We start from the raw sequence: 24,118 nt of genomic DNA on the forward strand, positions 1-24,118 counted from the left end.
ATACATTAATCCATATTATTTTAAAATGAAATTTTTACTAGATCTTTTATTCCGTGTTTTCCAGCTTTTTACAGAACCTTATTTCTTAGTATTTCTTGCGGTAGTCGTAATAGCGCTGTTAAAAAGAAAAAATAAGCGTAAAGGTCTGATAATTGGAATTTATATAGTGACAGTTCTAATGATCATTATTATAGGAAACGGCTTTCTGGGAAAACTAACCTCCGGATATCTGCAGAAAAGTTATGTAAATACTTCTAATACTAAGAATACAGTTTCTCAGAATGCCGTTATTGTAGTTTTGGGAGGAGGGGTTGTAGATTTTGACAAAACAGAAAAATTACACACCATGTCTTATTCAAGAATTGTCACAGCTTATCAATTGTATTATGAATACAGAAAAAATAATCTACCCTGTAAAATATTAATTTCCGGAAAAGGAAGAGGGCGGAAAAGTGAAGCAGAATTATTCAGTGAAAATTTCAAAAAATGGGAGTATCTGATGCTGATATTGTTAAAGAGGATAAAAGCATGAATACTTATGAAAATGCAAAGTATTCCAGCAAGATCGTAAAGCAGATGGCACCTTCCAGTGTATATCTGGTTACTTCAGGATTTCATATGAAAAGATCTGTTGCTCTGTTTCAGACATTTGGATTAAATCCTGTTCTGCAGGCATCAGATTTTATCGATACTGAAATAACGATGTTTCCGAACAGCTATAATGCAGCATTTACATTTGTGATGCTGAAAGAAGTGTTGGGAATATGGCAGGTGAAATTGTACAATAGCTTGGGAATGAATGGATAATATTATGTGATTTTTTAATCATAAAATGCATGAAACCGGGCACTTAAACTAACTTAAATGCCCGGTTTTGGTTTAAATAAAATTGCTTATTAATTTTTTTTCCTCAAAGAGATTAGCGTCTGTAAAATCACAGACGAAATAATAAATACCAATCCTATATAAAAAGAAAGATTGACCTCTTTACTTTCTCCAAATAATAAAAAGGCCATAATAATAGCATACACAGGTTCCAGATTGTATGTTAAATTAACTGTGAAGGCGGGAATTTTCTTTAATACTTCTGCAAACATAACATATAAACCAACTGTACAAAAAAGTGATAAAACGCCCAAATAAGCAATGTTTTTCAAGTCAGGGACTATGCTATCTGAATGAAAATAGGCGAGATATACGGGCAAAAATGCTCCCCAGCATAAAGTACCGGAAATCATCTGATAATAGTTGATCACTTTCGTATCAAAATGATTTACCAAACGTTTGTTATAAATCGTATAAAGAGCACCAAATGCCGATGAAAAGACGCCCAGAATAATTCCAAGTTGATAGGAGGTATCAAAATGAAATATCAAACTGATCCCTATAATTGTAAGTGTACTGAAAAGTAATTCTGAAAGCTTGAATTTCTCCTTATCAATTATTGGTTTGAATACTGCTGTGAAAAAGCTCGTCAGACAGTAACATACGACACCAATGGATATATTGGCATATTTTATACTGGCATAAAAAAGGAGCCAGTGTAATGTAAGCAGCAATCCTGCTTTTGAAATCTGAATTTTTCCCTGGAAAGGAATATCAGTCGGAATTCTCAAAAGCTTTAAGATAAAGAATAAAATAATGGAGGAGAAGAGGAGTCTGTACCATACCAGCAAACCTTCATTAAGAGTGATCAGTTTTCCGAATACGCCTGTAAATCCGGCCAGAATTACGGCCAGATGCAATAATAAATATGATTTTTTCATTAGATAATGAACTGTAAAGAGTTGAATTAATATTTTTTTGAATAAGAAGCATAAGCACTTGGGCCGTTAATGAGTTAACGACATAAGTTTGCTTCAAATTAAATTGAAAATATTAAGGTGCCGGAGGAGGCAGACAGTTCGCGCGGTTCATATTTATTTGTTGAGAGAGTCAAATATAGGAAAAATACGTTCTAAATCTACATAAAAAATACATTGAATTTATGCCCATCCGGATCTGCAAATACAAAACCGTAATAATTTTCTCCAAAGCTCTCAGGCTCTGAAACAATGGTTCCACCTGCATTTTTTACTTCTTCAGCCCAATCATCTACTTGATTTTTACTTTCTGCGGAAAGGGTGAATATAATTTCGTTAGAGCTTTTGGGATCTCCAAATTTCATGCTTTTTAGGTTGTTTTCTATGACGCTTTTTAAGAAAAAATGCATGATAAATTCATTTCCAGCCATAAAAAAGCTTACCAATTCATTAGAACTGTGTGGATTATTGGACTTGAATCCCAGTTCTGTATAGAATTTTTGTGTGCGTTCAAGATCCGCAACAGCCATATTAGCCCAGATCATTTTAGGTTTCATATTATCTTATTTTGGTTAGGATAAAGATATTCTGTTTAACCATGATAAAAACTGTCATGTGACAAGATTTTGTATTTTTAAGATTTAAAAGAAATTTCTTGCCATTTATTTTATTTAACATAATATAAAGAAAAACGAATTGTAACACATGAATGAAAGTATTGTCAAGAAAATCCAAAAGTTAGGGGGAAATACGGACGCTGTACGCGATGATAAAAATTTTGCTGAAAACTGGCAGAGCATCAGGTTCCATCATTATCTTTATGATAAAGACTGGGGTGTCTATGGACTTGATCAGTATTATGAGAAAAATAAAACTTTATATCATGATAACACCGAAAATTTTATAAAAATTTATTGGAACATTATTTTTGTGAACATGAATTGCCGTACGGTCAATATTTTCTCAGAGATTGGTTTTTCACACCGTTTAAAGAAGGCACAGACGATCATGGAGAACTTGAAGGGTTTGTAGAGGAATACGAATTAAAAAAAATCGTAGATGGCAAAGAAATGGATTTTATCTGTATATTTTATTCTTACGGATATCCGGATCACTATTTTGCTTGTGTCACAGATCCAGATCAGACTAATCCGACAGTGTATGGTACAGACCATGAAGTTTATTTTCAGGAAATTGATGAGAAAGGAAGTCTGGAAGAGTTTCTTGACCGGTTTATGACCAAAGAGGAGTTCTTAGAAACGGTTAAAGAATATTTATCAGGAAAAATTGCAAAATAAGGGATTTTGGAGTGGTTAGTCCTCTATTTTAAAGAGATAACTAAAAGTCTTATAATTTATATTATGTTAAATTATTCATGTTGACATATTTGTACATTTTAATTAAAAGCTTAATACTAATTAATTATGAAGACTTCCCAATTCTTTGGATCCAATTCCAAAGTTGAGATTTAAGCCCTTCTGCAATTATATCTTTAAGCTCACCATTCTCAGAATTCCATGTTAGTCAAATTCTTTCATAGGTCAATAAATTGCGTGAAAATTTCATTTCAAATTCATCTTAAGTCTAAATAGAAACAATTAAAAGTATTATAACATTGAAATTAGTATTTAAAAATCCATAACGCTGTCTAAGCCCCTTCGTAATCCTTTAAAACTTCCTACTTTTTCAATGGCAAGCAACGCACCTTTAACATAAGGCTCTGCTCCTGCACCTGAGTCATGACGAATCGTCAATCTTTCATCTTTTAAACCAAAAATAGATTCTACAGAAATTACATATCCCGGAAGCCTCACTGAATGAATCTGAACACCATCTACGTCAGCTCCCCGACTTGCTTTTTCACCAATCAATTCATCTTGAGATACATGAAGCAGCGGCTTTTGAACTTTTGATAATCGATGGGCCAATTCTCTGGCTGTACCACTGGGACTATCTATTTTATCTTCGTGGGTATAGTCAATGATTTCAAAATTTGGAATATACCGAGCCGCCATCTCTGCAAACTTCTGAAGTAATACAACCGTGATGGCAAAATTTCCAACAGCCAAAACAGAAGTATTATTAGAATTTGCCACTTTTTCAATTTCATCATAGTCTTTTGTTGTAAGTCCAGAAGTCCCTACAACAACCTTCCTGCCATGCTCAAGACATTTTATGATATTAATTTTTCCAATTTCTGGACGGGTATAGTCTACCAATACATCAAATTCTACAAGTTCTAAAGCTTCTTCTATAGTTTCGAAAATAGGTATAGCATAATCTCCTAATTTTAAAACTTCTGCTAGATTTTCACCTTTATGTTTTCTGGAAAGCGCACCTACCAATTTAATATTTTGTTGTTCAATAATCCCTTTACTAAGAGCTGAGCCAGCCCATCCCGTTGCTCCTGCAATAAATACTTTAATCATTTTTTTAAATTTTTTAATGTACGTTCTTTATAACTACTCTCTCTCACCTTTTCCTCTATGGAGTCTAAGTTTCTTAAAAAATCTGGGGTATCTGCCACAAGCTCTTGCATAGTCATTGTACAGGCACTCCAAAATTTTTCGAATTGAGGCAATGATTCAAAAGATTTTTCAGTGAGTTTTACAATTTGCTTTCTGGAATCAATTTTATCTGTAATCGTTATCAAATATCCTCTTTCCTTCATTTTTTGAATAATTTTAATGACTGCAGGATGAGACATCTTTAATTTTTCAGAAATTTCAGTGATGGTAAAATCAGGATTGTTTTTTAAGAGTAAAAACATCAAATGCCAATTAGGCTCAATATCCGCTCCTACAGATTTATAAAAATCTTTAGTGCTGTATAAAATAGTATCACTTAGCCTTTTTAATCTGCTGGTAAGTCCGGCAAGATCAATTTGTGATAAAAAATCATCCTCAACCATATATTTATGTAACTGGTTACAAAAATACAAAATAAAATAGAATGTTTCTTTTTTTTGTTTTTTTCAAAGACATTGGTCAGAAAAAGTAGCCAACAAATTATTATAGAAACTCCTGAAAAGCTTTTGCGGCTTTCTTTTGATAGGCATCTTTTAAGGAAATAATCGTTGCTTCCCGCAGCATATTCTTTCCACTGATTGGGATGGTTACTAATCCGTCGCCATCAACGCTTACTTGCGTGAGAATGCTATTCCAGGCACCCGTTTTAACGAGCTCCAACAATGTGGGAATATCATTGATTTCGACCAATACATTGGGTTTAAGTTTTTTTGCCTTTAGCAAGTTATTGATAAACTGAATGGTGCTGTATCCACTATCGGGTAAGGCAAGAGGCAGGTCAATGATTTCTTTTAAGGTAATCGAAGACCGTTTGGAAAGAACAGAATTTTTAGATACGACCAAGGTCATCGGAGAAAAAAACAAACTGCGATGTTCCAAATGAGAATCACTGCTTTCTTCCCGAAAGGTAAGAACAAAGTCAAGCTCGGTATTATTCAGTTTTTCTATGAGTTCTGAAGTTGTTCCAAATACAATTTTCACTTTAATAGCCGGAAATTTTTCTGAAAAAAGAAGAAGCGCTTTGGTGAGCAAGTTCCGTAAAGCATACGTGACACCAATAGAAAGATTGCCTGCGTTAAGGTTATTCAAATCTTTCATCATCATCAAACCATCTTTAGCACGACTGACACTTTGGAATGCATATTCCGAAAAAAGTAATCCTGCCTCTGTAAGCGTAATCCTCTTCCCAATACGGTTGAATAAAGGAATATTAATTTCATCTTCCAACTGCTTTATCTGCTGAGAAAGTGTGCTTTGGCTGATATTAAGCTGATGGGCTGCTTCTGTAAAATTAAGCAGTTCTTTAGCTTTTAGGAAATATTTTAGTTGACGTAATTCCATTTTTCAAATCGGTTTTTTCGATTGATTTCATCGAAACAAAGAGTTTTACAAATTTATAAAATATATAGAACTTTGCTTTATCAATATAAAATTTAAAATGATGAGTGACCTTACGCTGCTTTCAATGTTAAATCGACGAAAAGATATCGCAGATATTACTCTAAAAGCATTAGATCAATATAACCTATCTATTGAGGAGCAATATTTTTTGACACGTTATCAACCGGAAAATAGACTGATTATTTACGGAACACTGGCTCCCGGCAAACCGAATCACCATAAGATGACCCATATCAAAGGAGATTGGAAACCGGCAATCCTAAAAGGAGGAAAACTGGAAACCAAAGGCTGGGGAGCGGAACTTGGTTTCAATGGTTATGTACCAACCGAAGAAAATGAACAGGCAGATATTCCATGCTACGTACTGTTTTCAGACAATCTTAATGAAAACTGGGATTTTTTAGATGGTTTTGAAGGGGAAGGATACAAACGAATACTTGCAAATTATGAACTTGAAGACGGACAACAAGGTATTGGATACTTATACGCCATTAACGAATAGGAAACTTTTTGTACAATCTGACCTTATCGAAAAGACAAAGGAAAAAGCCGATAAAGGCAGCAAAAGATTCCGAAATATACAGTTGACTATTTTTCTTTCGGGACTTTCTGTATTTGCGCAATTGTATCTTTTTCAACCTTTATTGCCTACGGTTGCCAAAGATTTTGGAATTTCTGCTGGCGACAGTTCATTACTCGTATCTTCCTCTACGCTCGGAATGGCTTTGGGACTTTTGTTTTTTGCATTTAAATCAGACAGTTTTTCACGTAAAAACCAGATGCTTTTTGCAATGGTTTCTTCTGCCATATTAACGATTGTTTCAGCTTGGATTTATAGTTTTCCTCTTCTCATTGCAATTGGCGTTGTTAAAGGTTTTGTAATCGCTGGCGTTTCCTCTGTTGCCCTGCCCTATTTAACCGAAGAAGTGAAATTCTCTGTGATAGGTTTAGCCATCAGTATGTACCTCAATGGAAATACCATTGGTGGGATGAGCGGTAGAATTGTCACAACAATCCTGGATGGCGAAATAGGTTGGCGTAATACTGTTACGATTATCGGTATGATAAGTTTGATTCTTGCGGTTATTTTTGGAAGATATTTTCCGAAATCTCTCTTTTTTGAACCCCAAAAAACAGACTTTTCCTTAAAATATAAGGAAATGAAAAACTTTGTTTCAGATCCATATATGATGCGTCTGTATATTGTTGCCTTTTTAATAATGGGAATCTTTGTAAGTATCTACAATTACCTTACCTACAGACTTGAATCTCCTCCCTTTCATTAAATCATATTTTCATTGCGTTTATATTTATGATTTATACATTTGGTTTGTTGGGCACGACGGTTGTTGGCAGATTATCAGAAAAACAGGAACCCCAAAAACTTTTGATGAGTTCATTGATTTTGATGACTGTCGGTATCGTCTTGTTATTTTCAGGCAGATTATTATTAGTCATCATTGGACTTATTATGCTGACGTTTGCCTTCTTTGCTGCTCATACGATGGCCAGCCGAATGGTCGTTGTACACGCTAAAACAGGTAAAAGTTCTGCCACTTCACTCTATTGGCTTTTCTATTATCTCGGATCGGCAATGCTGGGAAGCGGAACAGGATATCTTCTGCATTTCAGCTCTTGGAATATCTTTGTTTGGATACTCATTGGATTTATATTAATGGCTTTTTTGTTGTCTTATAAAAAAGATAAGAAGCTTATTTAAAAATAAAATATGAAAAATAACACCTCAAAAATAACTATTGCAATTCTATATCCGGGTGATATGGGATTTGTAATTGCAAAAGAACTTATTAAAAACGATTTTCGCATAGTTTCCGTGTCAGAAGGAAGGTCTGAATTGACTAAAAAAAATATTAAAAATGCGGGTATTGAAGATTTGCCATCCATTAAAGAGTTAGCTGAAGTAAGTGATTATATATTGAGTTTGAACAGCCCGAAGTCGAGTATTACCATAGCTAAAGAGGTTGCAGAATCTATTGCTTTTACACAGAAAAAAGCAGTATTTGTCGATCTCAATTCCAACAGTCCGGAAACAGCTTTAGAAATTGAGAAAATGATGATACACTCAGGAACAAGATTTATCAATGGTGCAGTAATGGGAGCTTCACAAGATATTCCCCATTCTGCGGTTTTTGTTCTAAGCGGTAAAGAAACACAGGAATTCATTACATTGCTTTCTCCAATTTTTAAGATAAAAAATGCTGGAGATCAAACTGTTTCGGCATCTGCCTATAAGCTGTTATTTTCTATGGTGAATAAAGGAATTAATGCTCTTTTCTTTGAAACAATGATAGCCGCAGCTCATTTTGGAATTTTGGATGAGCTTAATGAAAGCTTAATGAAATATCTTCCCGGAACATACGAAGATTTAAAGAAAACAACACCTACCTATCCACAACATATTAAACGACGAATTGATGAAATGAATGGTTTGTCGGAAATGCTTCAGACAGAAAATTTACCCAACGGAATAGCATTAACAGCAGCACAAATCTTCGAAAAAATATACAATTCGGGAATATTTGAAGATAAAACCCCAAAAACAGTAACAGAAACATTTGAATATTTTAAAACAATAAAATGAAAATACATCCATTAAAAGACGGCGATTTCCTAGTAACCAAAGAAAAGACATTCCATTATTTAGAAAAATCGGAAGGGCTTAAAGGTTTAAAAATGGCTACCCAACCTTTTTTAATAGAAACTACGTATGAAGTAATTCTTCTCGATGCTGGTTTAGGTTTGGTAGAAAACGGAATTCCAACGATATGGGAGAACATCTATGCAACTGGTCTTCAACCAAAAGATGTAAGCAAAATTCTTTTATCACACCTTCACAAAGATCATATCGATGGGCTGGTGAATACATCAGAAGAAGGCTGGAAACTCAATTTTCCGGAAGCCGAAGTTTATCTTCAAAAAAGAGAATACGATTTTGCCCTTTCAAAATCAGAAAATCCATCTTTTGACCTTGAAGTTTTAGATTTTATAATTAAAAATGCAAAAATAGTTTGGATGAATGAAGACAAAGGCAATCTCAGTTCAGAGATTTCTTTTGAGGTCACTGGCGGACACACGCCATATCATCAAGTATTTTTTATTAGGGAAAACGGGGAAACGGCTTTTTACGGGGCAGACAATCTGCCAACAACGGCTTATCTGAAATATCAGATTGCTTTCAAAACCGATTTCGATGGAAAACTGGCCATGGAAGCTCGCAACCAATGGGAAAAAAGAGCAAAAGAAGAATATTGGAAAATCCTTTTATATCATGACATGGAACAGGCTATTCTTGAATTGTAATCAAGGTGGATTGTTTTCAGTTTATTTGGCATTAAAAGAAGCTGCTAAAAAATGGACCATGCCTATCCAGAATTGGGGTATTGTTCTCAATCAATTTATGCTTATTTTTGAAGAAAGGCTCAGATTATAAAATCTAAGCCCAGACTTTTTAACTTACACACTTTGTGGGAGAGTATCGTTTTTTTGTAATTTCAGTCTTTAAAATTAAACCTTAATCCGCCATTTTGCAAACTGCTGTGAGTAGATATTTTTCTATTTATTTAATTTTTCTAATTCGGGTAATTCACGTTTATACTTTTCAACGTCCCAAACTAAATTCCAATTTTTAACATAGTCAGAGATTGGACCTAACTCAACTTCTGCTCTTATCTTCAGATTCCTATTTGACTTCCATATATTTGTTTTCTATCTTCTCGAATTTCTATTTTGTCAATTAACAAAGCTAAAGAACCTGCACTCGCATTTCCTTTTGTTACAGCTTCTTTCATCATGGGGAAATATTTTTTTTGCGTTTCCAAATCTGAATGTTGAATGACAAGAAATAATGCACTATTGGCTTGTGCGCCTACTTTGTCTTTACCAACCCAACCTTTTTCACTTAATATTTTTTTTACTTTTATTAAGTTAATGGAGTCTTTCTGCATTGTTTTTTTCCAAAGGTCATTCATTTCTTTAGAATCAGGACCGAATTTTTTTTGAGTTTCATTGATTTGCATTCTATATTTTTGGTCTTCTTCAAGAATTGTCAATAATTCAGTTTGTCATAATTTGCTTCTATTAAAGCTATTTTTTTCTCTAACTTTTCAATGGTTTCCCCACTCCTTTTTTGAATGTAAATTTTCTTAGTTATTTTATATATTGGAATTTAATTCTTAGTCTACACAAATATAATACACTTATTGATATATAAAATATGGAAAACCATAAAGCTCCAAAGTACAATGACTTTGGAGCTAATTTTAAATAAGTAACCTTTCGGCTGTTCTTTTATTTTTTGATTATTTTTGTGAAAGTACTATTTCCTTTTAACATATAATTACCTGAAGGATAGCCTGTAAGATCAATATTGTTTTTTCCTTTATTTAAAGTCATAGTTTTAATGATTTTACCGGTAATGTCATATAAATATGCATTTTCGTTTTCAGCAGACTCCACAGTTATCACTCCTGTTGTTGGATTAGGATAAGCCTGAGTTTTTGTTTTTGCTGAAACTTCTGCTGTAGATAAAAAACATCCGGAATTATAAGAATCTCCAATAATATTAAAACCTTTATTAATCAATTGAGCTCTGGCCAAAATGGCTTGCGGTGTAGAATAAATAAGTCCCGTTGCATCTATAGTTCCGGCTGTTACTGTTGAGCTTGTCCATGTAGGATTATTATTCAGTGCAATCAGAAATTTACTGTAATTCGTACATGATAAACCAGAATTTTTAAATCCGAAATAGATGGAACCCCAGCTAAAGTTTTGAAGCTTGATATTCCATGTAGAAATATCCTGATCAAAATGTAAAGCCTCTTCAAACATGTTAAAACCGGCATAATAATTAACTTTACTTACATCCCAGTTTCCAATGGGCTGATTGAATGATGCTGCCTTTTTAAACATATTCTCAAAATCTGTTGCTTTACTTGTATTCCAGTTATTAAGCGGTTGGTTAAAGGCTGCTGCATTATGGAATGTATAACGGAAATTAGTAGCATTTTTTGTATTCCATGAATTTAAAGGCTGGTTGAAAGCTATGGCATCGGAGAACATGGAAGAGAAATCAGTTCCGGATATCGTGTTCCATGCAGAAATGTTTTGGTTGAAAGAAGCTGCAAAAGAAAACATGCTGCTAAAGTTTGTTACTTTTGCTGTATTCCATGTTCCAATATTCTGATTAAACAGAGTCGCTCTGCTGAACATGCTGCTCATGTCCGTAATATTGTGTGTATTCCAGTAAGAAAATGAATTATTACCAACCAAAGATGAGCAGTTAAGGAACATTTGTGATAAATTGCTGATCTGTGTCAGATCAGGAGTATCTGTAGCTGTTACGTTAAGGCTGGGACAGTTCGCAAATCCGCTGTCGAATTGCTGAAGCCATGTCGTATTTCCCCATTGGTTAATTTCTATAAGCTCCTGATTTCCCGAAGGATTCATGATGCCATTATTAGCCCTGAATCCGTAAAATAATCCATTCCCATTTGAAACTTTCACTTTATAAGTGGCCTGGAGAGGATTTACATTTAAAGAGGGACCAAAAGAAATGGTAATCGGGTTGTTACTGTTAGAGGTCACAGAAGTCATAATTGCGCCATGCTGAGGAAATCCCACTTCTTCCCAGCTAATGGTATAACTTGTTCCGGTACCCCCAAAAGTTATTGAATTATCAATGGTGCCATTGGCGTTAGGTTTCCATAGAGTAATAAATTCAGTCTGCGCATAGGAAATGAAAAATAAAAAGAGAAAAATGATTATTAGTTGTTTTTTGTACATAATTGTAAAAATTTAAATGAGTTGTTTTTAAGGTTAAAATTTGATTTGGTAAGACAATAAATTTCCCGGGATTCTTTATCTTATTTCTAACACAAAGATATAGACGCACAGCGACAGAACCTGTCGTATTAAAAAGGAACTACTTCTTTTTTTAATTATTTTTTATCTTAAAAAGGATGTAAAAATCACCCAAAATAGTTATTGCGTCTATTCCATTGTAAAGCTAAATTTGAAAAAAAAACCATGGAAACCTTTACAATCATTAAAAATTTTCTAAAAAAAGAAAATGTACAAGCCGTTCTCATTTGCTTGATTCTTGGTGCTTTAGCATTTACTGTGCAAACTCAATCGGGTCGTTTTATGGAAGATTCTTCTGTGAAAGTTTTAGAACCTTTGGATAAAGCTGATTCTATTCAAAATCAGGTAGTTAATACATCACTTTCTGGATCATCGATGAAAATTTCAACTTTAAAAAAGCAATATCTTATGAGTGAACAGGTTAAAAGATATTACAGACAACTGGGAACAACATATTATGTGAATTATTATTCATTTTCTATTTGTGCCATTGTATTTGCTACCCTTCTTACGGTTGCTGTTTTTCTTATGGTAAATAAGGGCTGGCAAAATTCAAGTCTTCTTCTTAAGACATTCTTATTGGCCAATATTGTATTATCCTCTGTGTATTACTTTCTGCCCAATGTGTTAAGCAATAAGGATAATATCAATTCGAATATGCTGAAAATAAAAGAATTTCAGAAAATTCAATCAGATATTATGAAAATAGCTGTTATAGCAGGCAAGTTGGATGAAAAGAAAATGGACAGTGCTATTCAGAGCCATTTTGATAGGATTAGTGCGAATATAGACTTTCCTACTACCATTGATAACAGCAAAATTGATAGTAAATTATTGAAACTTCTGGAAACGGATAGCTATAATAAATAACCACGTCTAGGATACTAAAAAATTTTCATCCAGAGAACCTTCTCTATTCTGTTGTGAGAATTTTCTTTACTAATAAAATAGCTTCTTCCAGCTCTTTCTCATTCATTGAAGCAAAGCCAAATCGAAAAGAATTTTCTTCTTCACATATTCGGTTGATTTGTAATTGTGAACTCATTTTCAAAGTATGAATGCTGTATGGATGTTTTAGCTGGATCCAGACCGACAGCCCGCCATCTGGTAAAGAAAAAGAAACATAACGGCTTAGATGCTCATGCAAAAGACGATTCAGATAATCTCTGCGTTGATGGTAACATTTTTTTGTTTTCTTCAGGTGTCTTCCCAAATCACCATTTTTAATCAATTCAGCCAATGCATTTTGCATATATCCGTCACCCCCAATATCAATCATTTTTCGTAAAGTGACAGCCTCCTGAATAAAATTTTTAGGAGCCACCATAAAGCCAATACGAATGGAAGATCCTATTGTTTTTGAAAAGGAGCCAATATAGATAATGTTTCCTGTATGAGTTCCACTTGCCAAGGGTAAATAAGGTGAAGAGGAATAATGATAATCATAATCGTAATCATCCTCAATGACCGCAAACGAATATCGGTTTGAAAGCTCCAATAACTTCATTCTTCTTTCTACACTTAATGTTACGGTGGTAGGATAATGATGATGTGGAATGATATATACTGCTGTTACCTTTTTTCTTTTGCAAATATTTTCGAGAGCATTGATGTCTAACCCGTTTTCATCTACGGGAATTTCCACGACACAAGCTTTTGTCTTTTCAAATGCACTGTTCGCAATGGGATACCCTGGTTTTCCTAAAATAATAGTGTCTCCTTCCTGTAAAAGCAATTGAGCTGATAGATAAATACTCATCTGTGCACCGTGGGTAATCAATACATTATCAGCGGAAATATTCAATCCTCTTGTCACAGATAAGTATCTGGACAGCTCTTCTCTTAATTTTAATGTGCCTTGGGTTATTCCAACCACTGCATTTTTAATTGTAAAAGTTTTCGAGGTATAGCTGCGATAAATTTTCAACAATTCATCTATAGGAGAAAGTCGAATATCAGGATGTCCGTCATCAATAGAAATTTGTGAAACTGTAACTACTTGCTTTTGTGATGGATCTTTCTTTGATGGATGAAGCGGAAGGTTGAAATTATTTTCATATGATACAGGTGAATCCTGAGCGTTCCATTTTTGTGGTTCCAGATTGGGAATATGTTCGGATACCCTGACTTGTTTTCGGGGAATAATCAATATCCAATCCTGTGCATTGAGCTCCTCATAGGCAGCGGTAACAGTCTTGCGGTGTACATCCAGTAGTTTTGCGAGCTCCCTGGTACTTGGAAGAGGCATTCCGGTGTGTAAATTTCCATTTCGTATAGCATTAATAATAGAGATCGCTATCTGTCTGTAGACAGGAAGCTTTTTTTCTTTGTCGATACTGATAATGTGCTCAAAAGGAAACATTCTGGACTACTTTATATATTGAATCTGGAGTACAAATGTAGTCCAAATTCAATATAATTTTGTCATGCAAAACAAAAAACAATACTTAAAAAGATAAAAAATGATTACCTATCAAATTGAAGAAAAAATTGGAATAGAAGAATTTATACAAGTCCTGATTAATTCTACATTAGGAGAAAGACGCCCTATAAACGAGCCGGAAAGAATAGTGGAAATGCTGCAACATACAAACCTTATTGCTACAGCCCGGGATAACGGTAAATTGATTGGAGTATCCAGATCATTAACTGATTTTGCATTCTGTACTTATCTTTCAGATTTGGCAGTGGATGAGAATTACCAAAAGAAAGGAATTGGAAAAGAATTGATCCGACTGACAAAAGAACATACCCCAAAAGCAACACTGATTCTGCTAGCTGCACCAAAAGCTGTGGGCTATTATCCTAAAATCGGGATGAGACAATGGGAACAATGTTATCTGTTAAATAATATAGAAGATTTAAAATAATGAAATACCATTCATAAATAAGAAGACATGTATATAAAATACATGCCTTCTTTCGGATATTATAATAGGTTTTTATATGGTTATTTTTACACCCGCTGAAATATTAATTCCGGGAAGCGGACTTAGAAATTTTAATGGTGAGTTTTGAAGTCTTGCCTCTGTGTTCAGAAGATTATTTCCTATGATATAATATTCCAGGTCACCTATGCCTATACTGTTGTCTTTATAAGCTAAACGGACATTCAGTAATGAAAATGCCGGCATAGGCAGCTCAGGATTAATATTCTTACCTAAATATTTTTGTTTTAAATAATGGTCTAAACTTACATTCATGCTGAAATTCTGTAGAGTTCCTTCCAGATTGAACCCAAAGCGGCTTGTAGGCATATTGGGCATGTAATCGCCATCACTCCATTTTCTTATGGAGCTGTCGGCCACACTTATATTTCTCACCAAATCATAATATCCACCTATCTCCCACTTTCCTATTTTTCCCAGATCTGCTTTATAAGCGGCTTCAGCTTCAATTCCATTGATCTCTGTATCATCAGAACGCCATTCTTTGACAAGGAAAACCTCTCTGGAAAGTCCTGTGTGGGCCAGATAAATATAATTTTTATAAAAAGTATGATACAGGTTGGCAGATACGCGTAGGTTTTTCAGATTTAAACCCGCGCCTATTTCAACTGTATTTGCGGTTTCTTTATCCAGTCTATCATCGCCATTTTCTTCTGTCAGAATAGCAAAATGATTGTTTCCTGAATAAAGCTCATTCACTTCCGGAGCCCTTTCGGAATGATTGTACTGTGCTTTCAGATAAGCTTTTTTGAAGATATTCCATTGTGCAGAACTATGGAATTGATGAAGGGTGAAATCTCTGTCGCTGAGCTTTCCACCGGAAAGTCCACGGCTTCTGACAAATTTATGATCTGCTTCTGCTCTGCGTTGAACATGATCATTTCTATATCCAAGATCCAGCTGAATAAAATTAAAATCAAGGTGCTGCATCGTGAATATTCCGATTTCACGGCTTATATTGTTGGGTAAATACCTCTGACCTCCGGTTCCTTCCATATCTCTGTATTGCACTTCAAGACCTGTGGTTCCCGTCAGGAATTTTAATTTCTGCTGTGTGATTTCCAGTCGTCCATTGTGCTGGTTTACAGCAAACTGATTGGCTCTGAAAGTATCAAGAAGTTCTGCATTTTTGGAAAATACTCCCATATAATTTAGTTTGATACTTGAAATTGGGAAATTTGTAAATCTATAACCCGTTTCAAGCATAGCTTTATGAGACAAACTTCTTATATTGATAGGAAGATATTCTATTTTTTGTTGTGGTTTTCCATGGGTATGTTTGGGCATTTTCGCAATAGCATATCCAGGAACTCCGAAATAAGAATAAGAATTCTGATATGCTCCTCCTGCATAAAATGATTTTCCGATATAGCTTGTCCCAACGTAAAATGAGTTGCTTTCCGAATGGCTGTTGGGGATGACCCCGTCTTTTGTTTCCACATAATCCCTGATTCCGTTGACTTCACTTTTGTAACGGTCTTTAGAAGGATCCTGACCCGGAACATACAGATCATTTTTGGGATTAGGATAATTTTTACCATCTGCCGGATTATAATAAGTAGGGCTGAAGGTGTAAAGATCATCTTCAGAAAGTTCATAATCTATCATGTGATCTTTTGCAAACTGGCTGATGTATGGAAAAAGGCTTTTATTTAACACTCGTCTGGAATCCACATCTACCTGACACAATGACTGTAAAATACTATTGAAACCCATCAGATTGGGATCGTAACATCTGCTGTCTTTTGATTTTCCGGGAATTCTTACCATATCCTGCTTGTGATTGCTTCCTCCTACAGCCCATACCCAGTTTTTAGCAATAGTTCCTCTGGCTGAAAACGCTTGTTTCTGTCCACTATTACTTCCACCTTCAAGAAGTCCCTTTACATTTAGCTTTTTTTCCGGTAATTGTCTTGCGATGTAATCTGTTTCAATATCAATAGCACCTCCAATGGCTTTACCACCATATAAAACAGATGCCGAATTTTTGTAGACTGTAATGTTTTGAACACTGCTCATTTCTATATCCGTATTAAAATCAGGGCTTATTCCGGATAGATCGTTTACTGTAGTTCCGTTTTCCAATATTTTTACTCTATTTCCACTCAGACTTCGAATAACAGGAGCACCGGAATTGGGACCATACCCCGAATTTTGAATCCCCGGAATTTTACTCAATGTCTCTCCTAAGGTATTGGATTGAATGAAATCCAGCTTTTTCCTTGAAATATTTACAGAACTATAATTGGTTTTCCCTTGTATTTCAACGGATTCGATGTCCTTAATAACTTTTTTTTCAGGGTTAAGTTTCTGCGCCTTCAGAATGGATGAGGAATACATGAGTGTGCTTCCCATCAAAAAATAAACGGTCTTTTTCATGTGCATATACTTTAATGATCCGGCAAAGCTAGATAATTAAATTCATTAATGCAACAATGTTGCTTTATAAAATATATTGCCTTTATTTCTTATGCTGATGCTTCGTTTATAGATTAAATTTTATACTTTATATTAGCAGAAACTAAACAACCATAAAAAACGTATTATGGACAAGATATTTCTTCTATTTTTATTTTTTCTTTAGTTATAAATGCTCAGAACGTTAACTGCAAATCTGCACATATTGGAAAATTTCAGATAGACAGTGGCGAATATGGGATCACGGTCATTGATAGGAGTAGTAAATTCCAAATTGAAACAAACGAAAAAATGGGGTATAAAGCAAGATATGACATCCACTGGATTGATGATTGTCATTATCAATTAAAAAACAGAAAAGTTATAAAAAGTAAATCCCCTGAAGAAAGTGCTTCTGGTTATGTATTAGTAGCAGAAATCTTAAAAGTTGTAAATGAAAAGATTTTCTTAAGACTTAGTTCGAACTTTTCTGATGAAATAATGGAATGTGAGATGATTAAGATTAAATAATATACATAAATACATTTCAAAATTCTGACTTGTAATCTCAATATTAAAAACTTTCCAATAGAAAAGAGGCTACCTATTCCAGGCAGCCTCATAATTTTTAATGTCAAATGCTTACTTATTAGCAAGTAGTACCGCACTCAAGTAATCTGATGTGGATTACACCATTAACAACACATTGTGTCTGGCATAAAGCGTTAGTAACAACAGTACCTACACCGCCAACTACTCCACCTACTGTAGAACCTACACCGCTAACTACACCGCCAACGATAGTTCCTACACCGCCTACTACTCCACCTACAACTCCTCCTAGTCCACCTAGAAGTCCGCCGATTGGATCTAGTAATCCGTTACCTGAAATAGTTTTTAATTCGTTTCTGTCTAATTTTTTTAAGTTTTTCATAACTATAATTTTATATGATTATTACATCACGAATATATGAATAATAATATTACAATTACAAATTATTTTTAATAAATTAATTATATGTTTTTATTATTTAATATTTCATTAATATAATTGTATTTTAATGAAAATATGGTTTTCACTTATATGTGATTGATTTACTAAATGTTAAAAATGATAACTCTAAATTCCATAAATTGAGTTATTATTTTTGCATTAAATAATGTTTATTAATGATTATTGTTCAAAGTATGTAATGCATTGTATATTGGATCAAAAACCAATTTTTAATCTGATAAAATGGGTGTTGGAGAGACCGAAATTTTCCTATTTGGGTAGAAATGGGGATCACACTCTTTAAATTTCCTGATATCATATAGTAAAACCTGCTGCATTGATTGATAACCGCATCAATTTTTGTATTTTTGCTGACATACTTTTATCAATGTCAATTTTTTCAAATAATATACGCTTTTTAAGAGCCAGAAGAAAGCTCTCCCAACAGAATGTAGCAGACGAACTGATGATTTCCAGAGTTCGTTATTCAAAATACGAAAATGGAATATCCGAACCTCCTATCGAACTGCTAGTAAAAATCGCCAAGTATTTTCATGTAAGCATTGATCTTATGCTGTCTGTAGATCTTGAAAAACACCCGATGGATGAAATGTTGAAACTTCCGGATAATAGAATAGTTCTTCCGGTTGCCGTAGATACTCAGGGAAATGATACGATAGAGATTATCCCTCAGAAAGCTTCAATGGGATATCTGGAAGGTTACAGTGATATTGATTATATTGAAAGTCTTCAGCGTATTGCCCTTCCCTTTCTTACTAATGGAAAGTACAGAGCATTTCCTGCAGATGGTGACTCTATGCCGCCATTTAGGAATGGTTCTTATATTGTAGGAAAATATGTGGAGGGAATCAGTGAACTGAAACCTGGTAAAACTTATGTTTTTGTAACCCTGAATGACGGAATTACCTATAAGCGTTTTAAAGAAAGAAAAGAAAATGCGATTTCTGTAAGTGCAGATAACTCTTTTTATGAGCCTTACGATATTCCATTTGAAGAAGTGGTAGAAATCTGGCAGTATGCTTCAGGGATTTTTCCGGAAGATTTTGAGCCTGGTGACTATGAAAGTTATAATTTTAAAGAAATGTTCCGTGAACTGAGACAGGATATCAGGGATCTTGATAAAAAGGTTTCGGGCCGTCGCCGGAAGCAGTCTTAATATTTAAATACATTGTGAGCAGAAAATATATTCTTGCTATAGAAAATATTTTTATAATGGGGTGAAATTTAAATTTCATCCCATTATATTTAATTGGTTTTTCTGTAATTATAGATGGCAAGACCGTTGAGAAGAACAGCAAAGCCAATCAGATAGAAGAATTCGGTTTGTAATTCATAAAAGCTGCTTCCTTTCAGTACTATGAGTCTTACTACCCTGATAAAGTGAGTTACGGGGGTAAAGTTTGACATGTTTCGTGCCCAGTCCGGCATACTTTCCGTATTGGTAAAAAAACCGCTCATCAGCATGAATACCATCATAAAAAAGTAGGCAATAAACATAGCTTGCAGCTGTGTATCGGCAAAGGTAGATATCAGAAGGCCCAATCCCAGTAAAGCAATAAGATAAACTGCTGCAAAAATATACAGGGTGAGAAGGCTTCCTTCCGGAAAAATACCGTAAATTACATACATCACGATGAGTCCAATGGTAAAAACAGTCATTCCTACAATCCAGAAAGGAATCAGCTTGCCTAAAATAAACTGCCATTTTTTATAGGCGTTACATTGATTTGTTCAATTGTTCCTATTTCTTTCTCTTTTACAATATTTAAGGCCGTGATAAAGCCTCCGATTAAAGTAAGAAGAAGAACTAGTATACCCGGAACCATATAGTATTTATATTCTGCTCTCGGATTGTACCAATTGGTCTCTTTAATAATAATTTTCGCAGAAGTATTGTTAGTTTTTTTAATAGATAATTTAATATTTACATCTAAACTGCTGTTAAAATCATTGATGACAGAGCGCAGATAACTTCCTCCCAGTGCTGATTTTGTCCCATTGATTGCATCTACAGAAAGATTTACCTTCTGACTTCCCTCGCGAACAAGATTTCGTTCAAATCCGGGAGGAATTTCCAGAACAAGATCGGCATTTCCTTCTTCAATCATTTTTAGTCCCTTTTTATAAGAATCAGGATTTCCTGCCAGCTTAAAATAACCTGAAGAGGTAATTTTATGAAGTAATTTTTGAGAATAGCTGCTATGATCGTGATCTACATAAGCAACACTGACATTTTTTACTTCAAAATTAGCTGCGAGAGGCATGATGATCAACTGTACAATAGGCATTACAAACATCATGGCAAGGATTGTTTTATCCCTGAATATCTGACGAAATTCCTTTTTTAATATGAATATCATTATTCTCATGACAGTCGGATTTTAAATTTCTTAAGAGCAAGTGCCAGTAATCCTGTCGACATGATCAATAAAACAAGTGTTTCTTTCCAAACATATCTGAAATCAAGACCTTTGAGCATGACTGCTTTTACAATATCATAATAATACCTTGAAGGAAGAATTCTCGATATCACCTGAAAAACAATAGGCATATTTTCTACCGGAAACATAAAACCTGTTAATAATAAAGTAGGAAGCATCATTCCCATCATGGAAATCAGCATAGCAGTCTGCTGAGAATTGGTAACATTCGATATTAATAAGCCTAATGAAAGACAAGTGATAATAAATAATATGCTTTCCGCAAACAGCAAAACAAGACTTCCGCGGATCTCTACATTTAATAAGTAAACAGAAAGAAGGAGAATAATGATAAAGTTGACAAGAGAAAGAACCAGATAAGGAATTGCCTTTGCTACCAATACCATGACGGGCTTAAAGGGAGATACCAGTAGTATTTCCATGGTTCCCAATTCTTTTTCACGGACAACGGCTACGGATGTTAAGGCAGTACTTACAATCATAAAGATTAATGCGATAACACCCGGAATGAAATTGAGAGATCCGTTCTGCTCTTCATTATAAAGCTGTCGCATTTCAGGGATAATCTGATAGGAAGGTTGTATATTGGGATTGAGCTGCTGCTGGTAGTCTGCAATCATGGCATTGAGATAATTCGTAAGAATGGTCGCGGTATTCGGGTCTGAAGCATCGGCAATAATTCTTATCTGTGCTCCGTTCGTGGTATAAAGATCTGATCCAAAATTCACAGGAAATATCACCGCACATTTTATGTTTCCTTCTCTGAATTTTCTTTCTATATCCGGATAATTTAACGAAGGTTCCTGCATCTGGAAATAAGTGCTTGATCTTATTTTTGAAATGATTTGCTCAGACTGAACGTCATGAGAATTATCCAAAACAGTAATCCCGATATTTTTAACCTCACTGCTCAGAGCATACCCAAAAAGGATGATCTGAACAATGGGCATCCCGAAAAGGATCAGCAGTGTTCTCCGGTCTCTGAATACATGATAGAATTCTTTTCTGATGAATACGAATAACTGTTTCATTTTTTCTCTTTTTTAATCAACCTTTTGTCCGTTGAGATCTTTATTCCTGTTTTTAGTCTCCTGATCTTTTGGCTCCTCTGGCCAGTTCATAAAATACATCATCCATTGAATGGGTATTAAACTTTTTTTTAAGATTAGAAGGAGTATCCATGGCTTCTACCCTTCCGTCTACCATGACAGAGATCCGATTGCAGTATTCTGCTTCATCCATATAATGAGTGGTTACAAACACGGTAATCCCATCTGCAGCGGCTTGGTAAATCATATCCCAGAACTGTCTTCTGGTAATAGGATCTACACCTCCTGTTGGCTCATCAAGAAATACAATTTTAGGTCTGTGAAAGACAGCTACAGAGAATGCCAGTTTTTGTTTCCATCCTAACGGCAGTGCTGCTACCAGTTTTTTAGCTTCGTTTTCTAAGCCCAGTGTAGAAACCAGTTCTGTGCTTCTTGTTTTTATATCCTTGCGGGAAACTCCATATACACCGCCATAAAACTCAATATTTTCCAGAATGGTAAGATTATCATAGAGAGAGAATTTCTGGCTCATATATCCAATATTCTTTTTGATTTGTTCCTGCTGTTTATAAACATTAAACCCTGCTACTGATGCTGTTCCTGAAGTAGGATATGATAATCCGCAAAGGATTCGCATGGCAGTCGTTTTTCCGGCTCCGTTAGCCCCAAGGAAACCAAATATTTCTCCCTGATCTACATCAAAAGAGATTGCATCAACCGCTTTAAAGTCTCCAAACTGTTTGGTGAGATCTCTGCATATAATTGCCTTATTTTCCATGATTTACTTCTTTTTGTTCATGCATCAGCCGGATAAAGCTGTCTTCAATAGTGGGTGTTATTTCCAAAATTTCCAAATCTTCCGGATGGTATTTTTCCGCTATCTCTATTACAGCTTGCTGTTTTCCATCTTCGTTTAATGTAAGGTGCAGATATTCTCCAAATGCATAGCAGCTTTCAACGTCTTTGTCTGTACGGAGGGCTTCCAAAAGCGGATATATATTTTTACTTTTCACCGCAAAAAGTGTTTTAGGAAAACTGTTGACAATATTTTCGGGTTGATCTACAGACATTATTTTTCCATTCTGCATTAATGCAATTCGGTCACAAAGCTTTGCTTCATCCATATAAGGTGTTGATACCAAAATGGTGATATTCTGCTCTTTCAGCTTGGCCAGCATATCCCAGAATTCTTTTCGTGAAACAACATCTACTCCGGTTGTGGGCTCATCAAGGAATAATACTTCCGGTTTATGGATCAGAGCGCAGCAGAGTGCTAATTTTTGTTTCATTCCACCCGAAAGCTTGCCTGCCCGCCGATTACTGAATGGTTTGATCTGCTCATAAATGTCTTTGATCAGATCATAATTTTCTTCAATACTGGTTTCAAAAATGGCTGCAAAGAATTTCAGGTTTTCATCAACGGTAAGATCCTGATACAATGAGAATTTCCCCGGCATATACCCTACTTTATTTCTAATGGTCTGATATTCTTTTACTACGTCATGGCCTTCCACTGCTGCCGTTCCGCTGTCTGCCAGTAAAAGTGTCGTAAGAATCCGGAACAGGGATGTTTTTCCGGCTCCATCAGGTCCGATGAGGCCAAAAAGCTCTCCTTTCTTTACATCAAAAGAAACATCATCAACTGCTTTTAGGCCGTTGTAGGTTTTAATTATATTTTTTACGGTAATGGAAAACATGTTCTGATGATCGTATTTAATTCTTAAAATAGTGTTTCTCCATACATTCCTATCTTTAAATACCCGTCATTTTTTACCCGTATTTTGATGGCATAGACAAGATTGGCTCTTTCGTCTTTGGTTTGAATGGTTTTTGGGGAAAATTCTGACTTGTCTGAAATCCAAATAATGGTTCCCGGATATTCTTTAAATCCTTTTTCTCCCTGATCTATTCTTACTTTTACTTTCTGTCCAAGCTTTACCTGTGGTAATTGGGTTCCGGTAATATAAGCTCTGAGATCAAGAGTGCTGATATCTGCTATTTTATACAGCGGTTTTCCAATAGTCTGCATTTCCCCTTTCAATGCATAGTTTACTAAGACCGTTCCCTGGATAGGATTGATGATAGTCCCTTTATTAATCTGTTCCTGAAACTGTGCAGCCGTTTTTTCAAGCGGTGCTTTTTCACTTAAAATACTTCTGTTTTGAGTACTGTTGTTGGAGTTATTGACAGAAAGCTGCTGTCGGGTAACGGAAATCTGTTTTTTAAGCTGTACAATGGCTGCATCAATATCATCTAACTGCTTCCGGGTTGCGGCATCTGCTTTTACAAGATTTGCTGTACGGGTACGTTCATGAAGCTGTTGATCCAGCTGTGCTTCCTGCACGGCCAGTTGTTTTTTTACCAATAGATCCTGCTCATTGGTGTTGCTTGTTTTTTGCTGTAAAGCTTCAATGCTGGCTTCTGCCTGTGCCTTTTGAAGTTGAGCTATTGTAACGTCAATCTGTCCTACCTGTGTTCCTGCTTTAAGCTGAGTGCCTTCCTGTATGGAATAGGAAATTAATTCTCCGTTTTGCTGGGCAGAAACAATAACTTCATCTGCTTCAAAGTTTCCTGAAGCATCAAAATCGTCTTTAGGTTTACATGCGCTTAAAAGGATAAAAGCACTTAATATGAGGGTAACTTTTTTCATAGACTTA

General features: G+C 35.0%; 26 protein-coding genes and 1 pseudogene. 12 read left to right on the forward strand and 15 right to left on the reverse strand.

The window, feature by feature from the left end; genetic code table 11:
• Positions 1–25 precede the first annotated feature (25 nt).
• Positions 26–532, forward strand: a complete 507-nt coding sequence (locus BOQ62_RS23295; protein ID WP_228414091.1) for a hypothetical protein — start codon at positions 26–28, stop codon at positions 530–532.
• On the forward strand, positions 529–807 hold the full coding sequence (locus tag BOQ62_RS23300) for a YdcF family protein (RefSeq protein ID WP_262708340.1): 279 nt from the start codon (positions 529–531) through the stop codon (positions 805–807). Before BOQ62_RS23295 ends, BOQ62_RS23300 begins: the two co-directional genes overlap by 4 nt.
• Positions 808–896: 89 nt before the next feature.
• Here BOQ62_RS23300 and BOQ62_RS13390 read toward each other — a convergent pair whose 3' ends face one another.
• Complete coding sequence (locus tag BOQ62_RS13390; protein ID WP_129040212.1) at positions 897–1,766, reverse strand: DMT family transporter; 870 nt, start codon at positions 1,764–1,766, stop codon at positions 897–899.
• A gap of 197 nt (positions 1,767–1,963) precedes the next feature.
• The gene (locus tag BOQ62_RS13395; RefSeq protein ID WP_129040214.1) at positions 1,964–2,359 is read right to left on the reverse strand and encodes a VOC family protein; all 396 of its coding nucleotides are present in this window, start codon (positions 2,357–2,359) and stop codon (positions 1,964–1,966) included.
• A gap of 357 nt (positions 2,360–2,716) precedes the next feature.
• On the opposite strand from BOQ62_RS13395, the gene BOQ62_RS13400 reads away from it, so the two are divergent.
• Positions 2,717–3,100 carry a hypothetical protein gene (locus BOQ62_RS13400; RefSeq protein ID WP_129040215.1) on the forward strand — a complete coding sequence of 128 codons (384 nt, stop codon included), beginning with the start codon at positions 2,717–2,719 and terminating at the stop codon, positions 3,098–3,100.
• 330 nt (positions 3,101–3,430) lie between these two features.
• On the opposite strand, the gene dapB is transcribed toward BOQ62_RS13400, so the two are convergent.
• From dapB to BOQ62_RS13415, 3 genes are all read right to left on the reverse strand, one after another.
• Positions 3,431–4,231: a 4-hydroxy-tetrahydrodipicolinate reductase gene (gene dapB, locus BOQ62_RS13405; protein WP_129040217.1), complete on the reverse strand. Its 801-nt coding sequence runs from the start codon at positions 4,229–4,231 to the stop codon at positions 3,431–3,433.
• Entirely contained in the window at positions 4,228–4,713 is a 486-nt protein-coding gene (locus BOQ62_RS13410; RefSeq protein WP_129040219.1) for a MarR family transcriptional regulator, read from the reverse strand. Before BOQ62_RS13410 ends, dapB begins: the two co-directional genes overlap by 4 nt.
• Before the next feature lie 100 nt (positions 4,714–4,813).
• Positions 4,814–5,671 carry a LysR family transcriptional regulator gene (locus BOQ62_RS13415; protein ID WP_129040221.1) on the reverse strand — a complete coding sequence of 286 codons (858 nt, stop codon included), beginning with the start codon at positions 5,669–5,671 and terminating at the stop codon, positions 4,814–4,816.
• Positions 5,672–5,768: 97 nt separating this feature from the next.
• On the opposite strand from BOQ62_RS13415, the gene BOQ62_RS13420 reads away from it, so the two are divergent.
• The 5 genes from BOQ62_RS13420 to BOQ62_RS13435 are packed head-to-tail and all read left to right on the forward strand — an operon-like array spanning position 5,769 to position 9,052.
• Positions 5,769–6,233, forward strand: a complete 465-nt coding sequence (locus tag BOQ62_RS13420) for a gamma-glutamylcyclotransferase family protein (RefSeq protein WP_228414095.1) — start codon at positions 5,769–5,771, stop codon at positions 6,231–6,233.
• The gene (locus tag BOQ62_RS13425) at positions 6,178–7,017 is read left to right on the forward strand and encodes an MFS transporter (RefSeq protein ID WP_228414097.1); all 840 of its coding nucleotides are present in this window, start codon (positions 6,178–6,180) and stop codon (positions 7,015–7,017) included. Before BOQ62_RS13420 ends, BOQ62_RS13425 begins: the two co-directional genes overlap by 56 nt.
• A 26-nt stretch (positions 7,018–7,043) precedes the next feature.
• On the forward strand, positions 7,044–7,451 hold the full coding sequence (locus tag BOQ62_RS23305; RefSeq protein ID WP_410494198.1) for an MFS transporter: 408 nt from the start codon (positions 7,044–7,046) through the stop codon (positions 7,449–7,451).
• A gap of 9 nt (positions 7,452–7,460) precedes the next feature.
• A complete protein-coding gene (locus BOQ62_RS13430) occupies positions 7,461–8,333 on the forward strand; it encodes an NAD(P)-dependent oxidoreductase (protein WP_129040223.1) in 873 nt (290 codons plus the stop codon).
• Positions 8,330–9,052 (forward strand): MBL fold metallo-hydrolase, encoded by a 723-nt coding sequence (locus tag BOQ62_RS13435; protein ID WP_129040225.1) that lies wholly within the window; start codon positions 8,330–8,332, stop codon positions 9,050–9,052. The genes BOQ62_RS13430 and BOQ62_RS13435 overlap by 4 nt, the downstream gene beginning before the upstream one ends.
• 371 nt (positions 9,053–9,423) lie before the next feature.
• Here BOQ62_RS13435 and BOQ62_RS13440 read toward each other — a convergent pair whose 3' ends face one another.
• Both BOQ62_RS13440 and BOQ62_RS13445 read right to left on the reverse strand, forming a co-directional pair.
• The gene (locus BOQ62_RS13440; RefSeq protein ID WP_129040227.1) at positions 9,424–9,801 is read right to left on the reverse strand and encodes a DUF6624 domain-containing protein; all 378 of its coding nucleotides are present in this window, start codon (positions 9,799–9,801) and stop codon (positions 9,424–9,426) included.
• A 238-nt stretch (positions 9,802–10,039) separates the two neighbouring features.
• Positions 10,040–11,533, reverse strand: coding sequence for a BspA family leucine-rich repeat surface protein (locus BOQ62_RS13445; protein ID WP_129040229.1), 1,494 nt, complete (start codon positions 11,531–11,533; stop codon positions 10,040–10,042).
• 243 nt (positions 11,534–11,776) lie between these two features.
• On the opposite strand from BOQ62_RS13445, the gene BOQ62_RS13450 reads away from it, so the two are divergent.
• Positions 11,777–12,481 (forward strand): hypothetical protein, encoded by a 705-nt coding sequence (locus BOQ62_RS13450; protein WP_129040231.1) that lies wholly within the window; start codon positions 11,777–11,779, stop codon positions 12,479–12,481.
• A 43-nt stretch (positions 12,482–12,524) separates the two neighbouring features.
• On the opposite strand, the gene BOQ62_RS13455 is transcribed toward BOQ62_RS13450, so the two are convergent.
• Positions 12,525–13,973, reverse strand: a complete 1,449-nt coding sequence (locus BOQ62_RS13455; protein ID WP_129040233.1) for a PLP-dependent aminotransferase family protein — start codon at positions 13,971–13,973, stop codon at positions 12,525–12,527.
• A gap of 100 nt (positions 13,974–14,073) precedes the next feature.
• On the opposite strand from BOQ62_RS13455, the gene BOQ62_RS13460 reads away from it, so the two are divergent.
• Positions 14,074–14,481, forward strand: coding sequence for a GNAT family N-acetyltransferase (locus BOQ62_RS13460; RefSeq protein ID WP_129040235.1), 408 nt, complete (start codon positions 14,074–14,076; stop codon positions 14,479–14,481).
• Positions 14,482–14,553: 72 nt separating this feature from the next.
• On the opposite strand, the gene BOQ62_RS13465 is transcribed toward BOQ62_RS13460, so the two are convergent.
• On the reverse strand, positions 14,554–16,938 hold the full coding sequence (locus BOQ62_RS13465) for a TonB-dependent receptor (protein WP_129040237.1): 2,385 nt from the start codon (positions 16,936–16,938) through the stop codon (positions 14,554–14,556).
• Between the two features lie 330 nt (positions 16,939–17,268).
• Here BOQ62_RS13465 and BOQ62_RS13470 point away from each other — a divergent pair, with 330 nt between their 5' ends.
• Entirely contained in the window at positions 17,269–17,487 is a 219-nt protein-coding gene (locus BOQ62_RS13470; protein WP_129040239.1) for a hypothetical protein, read from the forward strand.
• Between the two features lie 118 nt (positions 17,488–17,605).
• Here the strand turns inward: BOQ62_RS13470 and BOQ62_RS22520 are convergent, their stop codons facing one another.
• Positions 17,606–17,890 (reverse strand): bacteriocin-like protein, encoded by a 285-nt coding sequence (locus BOQ62_RS22520; RefSeq protein WP_164976748.1) that lies wholly within the window; start codon positions 17,888–17,890, stop codon positions 17,606–17,608.
• Positions 17,891–18,338: 448 nt separating this feature from the next.
• On the opposite strand from BOQ62_RS22520, the gene BOQ62_RS13480 reads away from it, so the two are divergent.
• Positions 18,339–19,127, forward strand: coding sequence for an XRE family transcriptional regulator (locus tag BOQ62_RS13480; RefSeq protein WP_129040243.1), 789 nt, complete (start codon positions 18,339–18,341; stop codon positions 19,125–19,127).
• 89 nt (positions 19,128–19,216) lie between these two features.
• On the opposite strand, the pseudogene BOQ62_RS13485 reads toward BOQ62_RS13480, so the two are convergent.
• From BOQ62_RS13485 to BOQ62_RS13505, 5 genes and pseudogenes are all read right to left on the reverse strand, one after another.
• Positions 19,217–20,340, reverse strand: a pseudogene (locus BOQ62_RS13485) (ABC transporter permease).
• Positions 20,337–21,443: an ABC transporter permease gene (locus tag BOQ62_RS13490; RefSeq protein WP_129040245.1), complete on the reverse strand. Its 1,107-nt coding sequence runs from the start codon at positions 21,441–21,443 to the stop codon at positions 20,337–20,339. The pseudogene BOQ62_RS13485 and the gene BOQ62_RS13490 overlap by 4 nt, the downstream one beginning before the upstream one ends.
• A gap of 52 nt (positions 21,444–21,495) precedes the next feature.
• Positions 21,496–22,239, reverse strand: coding sequence for an ABC transporter ATP-binding protein (locus BOQ62_RS13495; protein WP_129040247.1), 744 nt, complete (start codon positions 22,237–22,239; stop codon positions 21,496–21,498).
• Positions 22,229–23,158, reverse strand: coding sequence for an ABC transporter ATP-binding protein (locus BOQ62_RS13500; protein WP_129040249.1), 930 nt, complete (start codon positions 23,156–23,158; stop codon positions 22,229–22,231). Before BOQ62_RS13500 ends, BOQ62_RS13495 begins: the two co-directional genes overlap by 11 nt.
• A gap of 23 nt (positions 23,159–23,181) precedes the next feature.
• Complete coding sequence (locus tag BOQ62_RS13505; RefSeq protein WP_129040251.1) at positions 23,182–24,111, reverse strand: HlyD family secretion protein; 930 nt, start codon at positions 24,109–24,111, stop codon at positions 23,182–23,184.
• Positions 24,112–24,118: the final 7 nt, after the last annotated feature.

Source organism: Chryseobacterium sp. CH21 (assembly GCF_004119445.1).
Classification (GTDB): domain Bacteria; phylum Bacteroidota; class Bacteroidia; order Flavobacteriales; family Weeksellaceae; genus Chryseobacterium.

Excerpts from the sequence above, each read along its gene's own strand:
- BOQ62_RS13445 (WP_129040229.1), bottom strand. The coding sequence starts at position 11,533 with ATGTACAAAAAACAACTAATAATCATTTTTCTCTTTTTATTTTTCATT.
- BOQ62_RS13425 (WP_228414097.1), top strand. The coding sequence starts at position 6,178 with ATGAACTTGAAGACGGACAACAAGGTATTGGATACTTATACGCCATTA.
- BOQ62_RS13480 (WP_129040243.1), top strand. The coding sequence starts at position 18,339 with ATGTCAATTTTTTCAAATAATATACGCTTTTTAAGAGCCAGAAGAAAG.
- BOQ62_RS13430 (WP_129040223.1), top strand. The coding sequence starts at position 7,461 with ATGAAAAATAACACCTCAAAAATAACTATTGCAATTCTATATCCGGGT.
- BOQ62_RS13390 (WP_129040212.1), bottom strand. The coding sequence starts at position 1,766 with ATGAAAAAATCATATTTATTATTGCATCTGGCCGTAATTCTGGCCGGA.
- BOQ62_RS13395 (WP_129040214.1), bottom strand. The coding sequence starts at position 2,359 with ATGAAACCTAAAATGATCTGGGCTAATATGGCTGTTGCGGATCTTGAA.
- BOQ62_RS13470 (WP_129040239.1), top strand. The coding sequence starts at position 17,269 with ATGGGGTATAAAGCAAGATATGACATCCACTGGATTGATGATTGTCAT.
- BOQ62_RS13495 (WP_129040247.1), bottom strand. The coding sequence starts at position 22,239 with ATGGAAAATAAGGCAATTATATGCAGAGATCTCACCAAACAGTTTGGA.
- BOQ62_RS13500 (WP_129040249.1), bottom strand. The coding sequence starts at position 23,158 with ATGTTTTCCATTACCGTAAAAAATATAATTAAAACCTACAACGGCCTA.
- BOQ62_RS13420 (WP_228414095.1), top strand. The coding sequence starts at position 5,769 with ATGATGAGTGACCTTACGCTGCTTTCAATGTTAAATCGACGAAAAGAT.
- BOQ62_RS13465 (WP_129040237.1), bottom strand. The coding sequence starts at position 16,938 with ATGAAAAAGACCGTTTATTTTTTGATGGGAAGCACACTCATGTATTCC.
- BOQ62_RS13415 (WP_129040221.1), bottom strand. The coding sequence starts at position 5,671 with ATGGAATTACGTCAACTAAAATATTTCCTAAAAGCTAAAGAACTGCTT.
- BOQ62_RS13490 (WP_129040245.1), bottom strand. The coding sequence starts at position 21,443 with ATGAAACAGTTATTCGTATTCATCAGAAAAGAATTCTATCATGTATTC.
- BOQ62_RS23300 (WP_262708340.1), top strand. The coding sequence starts at position 529 with ATGAATACTTATGAAAATGCAAAGTATTCCAGCAAGATCGTAAAGCAG.
- BOQ62_RS13410 (WP_129040219.1), bottom strand. The coding sequence starts at position 4,713 with ATGGTTGAGGATGATTTTTTATCACAAATTGATCTTGCCGGACTTACC.
- BOQ62_RS23295 (WP_228414091.1), top strand. The coding sequence starts at position 26 with ATGAAATTTTTACTAGATCTTTTATTCCGTGTTTTCCAGCTTTTTACA.
- BOQ62_RS13435 (WP_129040225.1), top strand. The coding sequence starts at position 8,330 with ATGAAAATACATCCATTAAAAGACGGCGATTTCCTAGTAACCAAAGAA.
- BOQ62_RS13460 (WP_129040235.1), top strand. The coding sequence starts at position 14,074 with ATGATTACCTATCAAATTGAAGAAAAAATTGGAATAGAAGAATTTATA.
- dapB (WP_129040217.1), bottom strand. The coding sequence starts at position 4,231 with ATGATTAAAGTATTTATTGCAGGAGCAACGGGATGGGCTGGCTCAGCT.
- BOQ62_RS13450 (WP_129040231.1), top strand. The coding sequence starts at position 11,777 with ATGGAAACCTTTACAATCATTAAAAATTTTCTAAAAAAAGAAAATGTA.
- BOQ62_RS22520 (WP_164976748.1), bottom strand. The coding sequence starts at position 17,890 with ATGAAAAACTTAAAAAAATTAGACAGAAACGAATTAAAAACTATTTCA.
- BOQ62_RS13505 (WP_129040251.1), bottom strand. The coding sequence starts at position 24,111 with ATGAAAAAAGTTACCCTCATATTAAGTGCTTTTATCCTTTTAAGCGCA.
- BOQ62_RS13455 (WP_129040233.1), bottom strand. The coding sequence starts at position 13,973 with ATGTTTCCTTTTGAGCACATTATCAGTATCGACAAAGAAAAAAAGCTT.
- BOQ62_RS23305 (WP_410494198.1), top strand. The coding sequence starts at position 7,044 with ATGATTTATACATTTGGTTTGTTGGGCACGACGGTTGTTGGCAGATTA.